Source organism: candidate division WOR-3 bacterium, assembly GCA_029858255.1.
Classification (GTDB): Bacteria; Hydrothermota; Tepidihabitantia; order SM23-42; family SM23-42; genus SM23-42.
In genome coordinates, this window is record JAOUFJ010000006.1 from 98,736 (window position 1) to 104,735 (window position 6,000).

Here is a 6,000-nt window from a genome sequence, read left to right on the forward strand (position 1 = left end):
GATATGTCTATGACAGACGAAAAAAGTGTGCATCGTGTGTCGCGTGATGAGTCGATCGACGTTCGTGAGCTCGTCAACGTCTTCCTGCGCAGGCGGAATTTGTTCGTCTACATAGCCGTTCCTGTCTTCCTTGGCATCCTAATTGCCCAGCTCGCCCGTCCTTTCAAACCAATTTACAGGGCGACGTTTGATGTCGGTGTAACCGAGGAGGGCCCGGTTGACGGTGTATTTTCGCCGGGGCTGTCTGAAACACCGAGCACACAGATCACTGCTGGTATCCAGGGCGCTATTTCGAGCCTTTTGAGCATTAGTCTTGCAGAGAAAGTTACGGATACGCTCGGGCTTTACGCATATGCGAAAAACGGCAATTCCGACATTAAGGTTGAAGCACGGATAAAAGAGGATTTTGAACGTCCCGTCGGTCCTTTGAAGCTCAAAATTGAAGATGGAATGTTTTCTATTATGCTGAGCGATGGTACATCTAAGGAAGCAGTCCTCGGCCAATATGTTAACCTGGGCAAGTTTGAACTGAAGGTCACCAAATTGTTACCTGTTGATGAGAAGAGAACATATGAGGTCACGATTTATCCAAGAGAACGTATCGCCCTGGCGTTGCGCAATTCCCTCGCCATCGAAGTACTTGTAGCGGACAAGGTAGAGCAGGAGATCGGCACAGAAGCGGTTCCATTTTCGGGCGAAGGTGCACCCAAGAAACTTTTAAAGGCCAAAACGATCTTCCCGGGCATGGACTTCATCGGTATTTTGAGAATAGACGTTCACTGGAGCAATCCCGAAGACGCTTTGAGGATTGCGAAGGCTCTTTCTGAACAGATCATCTTGCAGGATAAGAGCGAGAAATCTCAGTCGTTCACGCAGTCAAGGTTGTTCATCGATTCCCTGATGGTCGATTACCAGAACCGCTTGAAAGAGAGCGAAGAGCAGATAAGATCGTTCAAAGAAGAGAAGAATATCATTGACCTTAGTGCATCGACCCAATCTTTGATTAACCAAGTCTCAACGCTCGAGTCCAAGAAGAACCAACTCCAGATCGAACAAAAAATCCTTAAGGAATTGGGGGATTATCTCGCAAAAAGCGCAGTAAGCATGGAAACACCCAATCTCGCTTCTGTGCTTGTATCTTCCGATGTGTTGCAGAAGTTCTACGGGCAGCTTTTGGATGCTGAAGCCGAACTGAAAAGTGTGTTAAAGGAATATTCTAGCAATCATCCGAAAGTCATGGAAATAAGGGCAAAATTGTCGGGGCTTAAAGAACAAATGCAGGTAGAGATCGGCAAGCGTATCCCTTCGATAAAGACTGAGATACAGAGTGTTGAAAATCAAATCGATGGTCTGCAAGCTAAGCTGCAGACCGTTCCAGTTGATGAGATCAGCCTGGCGCGGCTCGAGCGGGACCGGCAGATTGCAGACGAACAATATAGCTTCTATAGGGAAAAGCTGGAGGAAACCAAAGTGCAGGAAGCTGGTGTCACCTCAGACCTTAAGATAGTCAATCCGCCCATGGTTTCAAACGCGCCGGTCAATTCACGCCGCCGCATTTTGACCCTCTTCACGGCAATTATCATAAGCATCATGGCCGGCGGATTTGCGGTCTTTGTTGCTGAATACATAGATAATACGGTAAAAGATCCCGATATTTTGACCGAAAAGACTGGTCTGGCCCTGTTCGGTACGATCCCAGCGATCGTACTGGACGCTAAGGAGGAGACAAAGCACGTTGAATCACCACCGCTGGCTTTCCTGAAGAAGGCATATTCTACGATTATGGGGACATCCGCAGCATTAGAAGGCAGTGATTTGAGAATGCTCGATCAGGATGTCTCAACACCAGAATTCGAGGCATTCCGCAAGCTGGCAATGAATCTTGAATTTGCGCATCCGGAAAAAAAGTACGGGGCAATATACGTTACTTCACCGGGGCCAGAGGAGGGGAAGACATTCACTGCGCTGAACCTTGGTATTGTTTACGCGCGTACTGGCAAGAAAGTGCTGCTTGTCGATACTGATTTTCGCAAGAAAACAGGCCATCTGAGTGACGTCACAAGATCAAAGCAGGAAAAGGGTTTGTTCGATGTTCTCAGGGGAGAAGCAGTGCTCGATGAAATCATCCTCCCCTTCAACAACTCCAACAATGCAGAGAGTGCAGAAAAACCGGTTGGTACTGAGACTAATAGCGATTCAGACTTCTGGACATCCATTTATTCAAGGATCGAGCCTCAAGAATCAAGTATCAGAGTTTTGCCCATAGGTACGCTTCCGGTTAATCCTTTCATATTCCTCGAGTCTGCGAAGATGAAAAACATGATCGACGAGCTGAGAATGCGCTATGACTTTGTCATAATCGACGGTGTACCCGTTATGTTGTTCGCGGATGCGGCTTATCTTGCTAACTATACTGACGGTGTTCTCCTGACCACACGCTATGGCAGAACCGATATGAAGGACCTCGCTCATGCCAGAGATATACTGCTGACGGCAAAGGTTCACATAATCGGTCTCGTGGTCAACGGTATTCCTAAGACACGAGGCAGTTATTACTACCAATATTACCATAAGTACTACGATAAATACTACAAAACATAATACGTACGTATTTTCGTTATGTCCGTTAATTTCGTTAACCCCGCTATGAACATGATACTTGATACTGGATACTGGATAGGAAAGACGTCACTTTCGTTAGTATCGTTCATTTCGTTTCTCAACTTCCCATCCTTTCAACCTCTAATCTTCTGTCTTTCTCCTATGCGCCATGCGCTATGCCCTTTGCTTGATTTTATGGTTCGAGCGAGCGTAGGGTTTACCCGCCTTCGGAGGGAGTCGAGAACCTCACCAGGAAGCGATAGTGCTATCTACATATCAAGCATCCTTAGGGGGTGCGCAATTCGCAATTCGAAATAAATCAGTGATATGTTGAAAAAAGTTAAAAATACGTTTCTGTGGTTCTACCGTAACCTCGTGCCGCACCACGCGGCAATGTGGAAACGCCTTAGACGTGAGGGCGTAATAACTTTACCATGGAGGGTATATTTCTTCAGGTACCGGGTCAGGAAAAAGAGGGGAGTATACATTTCGCACAGGCGGTTCAGAGAAGAGAATCTCTTTCTGAACGTGCATATCGATACCTATGCTGCGTGCAGCAGGAAGTGCAGTTTCTGTTTCAATAGCCTTAAACAGCCGAAAAGGAAACTCGGTATTATGTCCGAGAGAACATATAGAAGCGTAATCGACCAGTTGGCCGATATTGAGTACTGCGGTAAGATATCGCCATATTTCTACGGCGAGCCGCTATGCGATAAAAGGTTACCAGAGCTAATCGCCTATGCGCGGAGGAGATGTCCTTGCAGTTTTATCCAGATAAATTCGAACGGTGATCATCTGACAGAACCGCTTCTGCTCAATTTGATAAGAGCGGGTCTGGACAAGGCACTCGTGACCGACTACGAGAATGTCGGTCTGCCCAAGAATACACCGGAAAAGAAAATTAATGAGCAAAGCGAGCGACTCCTGAACCTTGCAGAGTTGTATCCACAATTCATGGACCTCAGGCACTGGCAGGAGATCAGTTTCGAGAATCGGGCTGGGATGGTACTCACACGCATTACCGAGAGGGTCAAAGAGCCATGCATGCGCCCATCTTACATGCTGGTCATTGACTGGAAAGGTGATGTGCTGTTATGCTGTGTCGACTACTACGCGCAGCACGTTTACGGCAACGTGGCGGACAGACCCCTAATGGAGATCTGGAAAGATGCGAAATACCAGGAAATGCAGCGTATACTGCAGAGGCCAGGGGGAAGGCAGGAGATCCCGATCTGCGCCAAATGCGACGCACCGGCGGGGATAGAGGAATGAGATTTCCGTCGTTGCGACCGTCAGCAAGGTCCCGTACTGCGGGATTCTCGATTATCGTTTTATGTGATATGCTAGACAGGAGAAATCGGAACAATCTTAGCCTTGTTGTCTTCAGTGTAGCTTGTTCTCAGTGAAACGTGTCTTAGGTTAATCGTGTTATGTTTCGAGCGAGCGTAGTGTGTGCCCGCCTTCGGAGGGAGTCGAGAGCTACATTATCGTTAAGTAAATAAGTCAAGGCGATCATAAATATGTGTGGTAGTCCAGGACATGCCAAAAAGACAATTATTGCAGTCGTTGCCTTTGGTATGCTCCTCTCGTACGCTATTTTCCTGATACTGCCAGCGGACACGGTTATTCAATCTACACGAGAGGACGGTATTATTGAGAATTTCACTGCTGGTTTCTACCTTTTCGCGTCGGTCTTTGCGTTCGTGCTTTTCTTCGGCACTCGTAGGGGTAATGACCTCGGATTCATCAAGATGAAAAGGAATGTGTTCTTTCTTTTTTTAGGTATAATCCTGTTCCTGATATTTGGAGAGGAAATCAGCTGGGGGCAGAGAATCTTTGGCCTGGCGACGCCTGGCTTTCTCGAGGAGATCAATGTGCAACGAGAAATAGGTTTCCATAACCTGCGGATATTCAGAGGCATGCTACGCGCTAACCGTCTTCTTCAATATTTCTGTTTTTTATACGCCGTTCTGTTGCCGGTTATTCATTTGACTATTCCGAGATTGAAAAAGTGGATATACAAGATCAACATTCCTGTTGTGCCAGTATCCATGAGCTTGCTTTTCCTTTTTAGCTACATTCTTTCACGGATATTCAATGCCCGCGTGTCAATCAAGCTGACGCATAGTGTGATTGAAGTCATGGAATTTAATTTTGGGATTCTGTTCTTGGGTGCGACTGTCTGGTTTCTGTGTTCATTAGGCACAAAACCACAACATGCAGCATGATTTGAACGTAACATGTATTTTGGGAGTCATTAATGAGAAGTTCCATTAAGGGAATGAGCGTTCTTGTAACTGGCGGCGCCGGCTTCATCGGCTGTAATCTTGTGCGACGGCTTCTCAAAGTTACCCTATGTATTTCTCGCCTTTGACAGAGAAACATGCTTCTGCCAATGCGATCTCGCTGGGTAATACTTTAATAGACGAAATGAAACAGCGATTAATTTCAATCAGTATCATGCGATATTTCGCATCGAAAGTATTGGAATCGTTAAGCAAAGCCTTAAGCGTACCAATAAGGATCACCTACAAGACATTCTGGGGAGAACGGATGTATATCGTGATTCCAGAAGAGATTTCATTGCATCTGTTCCGACATGGAATGTACGAGCCTGGATTAACGGCTATGATACTGAAATTCCTGAAACCGGGTATGGTTTTTCTCGACATAGGTGCACATTATGGGTATTTTACGTTACTAGCTTCAAATATAGTAGGAAAATATGGTAAAGTACATGCTTTCGAACCTACACCAAATACTTATGAGATACTCAAGTGCAATTCATCAAGCAAAGAAAACGTGATTTTGAATCAGTGCGCGGTACTCGCGAGACATCAGATGGTTGTGATACATGATTATGGATATGAGTATTCTGGATTCAATTCTATGTTTGCGGAAAGATTGCCCAATGAAATAGCAAGTAAAATAAGGACCGTGAAACATAAGGTGAAGGCAGTATCTGTTGATGAGTATGTCGCAAACGTATCCGTTGTTCCCGATTTCATTAAAATCGATGCGGAAAGTTCTGAATCGATGATTTTACGTGGTATGGAGGATACGATAAGGAAACATCGGCCTATCATATCAATAGAAGTGGGTGATGCAGGCATTAAGGGTGTTCCAAGGAGCGTAGAGCTGATAAATTACTTGGTTAATAAGGGCTATCAGGCGTACGAGTACAAAAATGGTTCAATTCGGAAACATGATATTTCGGACAATCAATATGCCTTTGAGAATATTCTTTTTATCATGAAGTAAGAATTATGCGATACCGTCGAATCTTTATCAACGCCGTTATGTCTGCTATACAAGTTGTTTCCATAACGTTGATTTTGTTCATTCTTTATCAATTTTTGCTGATAACCATTGGTGCGGATCGACAAGGAGTTCAATGTC

The 6,000-nt window shown here is 45.4% G+C and carries 4 protein-coding genes; all 4 read left to right on the forward strand.

The genetic code is table 11. From position 1 onward, the window contains the following. The first annotated feature begins 9 nt into the window (after positions 1-9). Positions 10-2,601, forward strand: a complete 2,592-nt coding sequence (locus tag OEV79_04830; protein MDH4210753.1) for an AAA family ATPase — start codon at positions 10-12, stop codon at positions 2,599-2,601. A 327-nt stretch (positions 2,602-2,928) separates the two neighbouring features. Further along, positions 2,929-3,873, forward strand: a complete 945-nt coding sequence (locus OEV79_04835) for an SPASM domain-containing protein (protein MDH4210754.1) — start codon at positions 2,929-2,931, stop codon at positions 3,871-3,873. A gap of 248 nt (positions 3,874-4,121) precedes the next feature. After that, entirely contained in the window at positions 4,122-4,829 is a 708-nt protein-coding gene (locus tag OEV79_04840) for a hypothetical protein (protein MDH4210755.1), read from the forward strand. A gap of 325 nt (positions 4,830-5,154) precedes the next feature. Then, the gene (locus OEV79_04845; protein ID MDH4210756.1) at positions 5,155-5,862 is read left to right on the forward strand and encodes an FkbM family methyltransferase; all 708 of its coding nucleotides are present in this window, start codon (positions 5,155-5,157) and stop codon (positions 5,860-5,862) included. Positions 5,863-6,000 lie beyond the last annotated feature (138 nt).

What these genes read in the sequence shown, in the direction of transcription:
- OEV79_04830 (MDH4210753.1), top strand. Translation starts at nt 10, where the DNA reads ATGACAGACGAAAAAAGTGTGCATCGTGTGTCGCGTGATGAGTCGATC.
- OEV79_04835 (MDH4210754.1), top strand. Translation starts at nt 2,929, where the DNA reads ATGTTGAAAAAAGTTAAAAATACGTTTCTGTGGTTCTACCGTAACCTC.
- OEV79_04840 (MDH4210755.1), top strand. Translation starts at nt 4,122, where the DNA reads ATGTGTGGTAGTCCAGGACATGCCAAAAAGACAATTATTGCAGTCGTT.
- OEV79_04845 (MDH4210756.1), top strand. Translation starts at nt 5,155, where the DNA reads ATGTATATCGTGATTCCAGAAGAGATTTCATTGCATCTGTTCCGACAT.